General features: G+C 26.8%; 1 protein-coding gene. It reads right to left on the bottom strand.

Translation table 11 applies throughout. From position 1 onward, the window contains the following. Positions 1–111: 111 nt before the first annotated feature. Positions 112–503: DUF2963 domain-containing protein (locus OYV_RS04350; RefSeq protein WP_042068517.1), on the bottom strand; the 392-nt coding region annotated here is incomplete at its 5' end.

Genomic DNA, 503 nt, shown 5'->3' with positions numbered 1-503 from the left:
AGGGTAATGATTAATTTGGTTGTACTTCGGCTGGCCGCCTAGTTCGCTCTGCTCGTCTTTGAATACTTTCAGACTTAAAATAAATTAATTTTCTTTTTTTATTATTCATAATTAATAAATTATTTTTAATGAAACAGTTCCATCTGGGTTATAATTTATTTTGTCAATTTGTTCACCTGTTTGAGAGTCAAATGTTTCTATGCAATCTAGTGTTTCACCATCATCTTCATATGTTACTTCTTTAATTTTTTTACCTGTTTGATAGTCAAATGTTTCTATGTAAAAAATAGTTTTTCCGTCTTTTTGATAATGAATTTTTTGAGTTGTCAAAGTATATCCAGAAGCTTTTAAATCTTGCGAACTATATCCAACAGATATTAATTGTTCCCAAGTATATCCAGAAGCTTTTAAATCTTTTAAATTAAAAATACGAGATTCTAAGAAAGCTTTTTCCAAACCCTTATCATTAATAAATAATTTCTTAAAATCAGAAATATTTTGAT

The sequence above is a fragment of the 'Chrysanthemum coronarium' phytoplasma genome, assembly GCF_000744065.1.
GTDB lineage: Bacteria > Bacillota_I > Bacilli_A > Acholeplasmatales > Acholeplasmataceae > Phytoplasma > Phytoplasma asteris.
The sequence above is the reverse complement of the archived record's forward strand: the minus strand, read 5'-3'. Positions and strand labels throughout refer to the sequence as shown.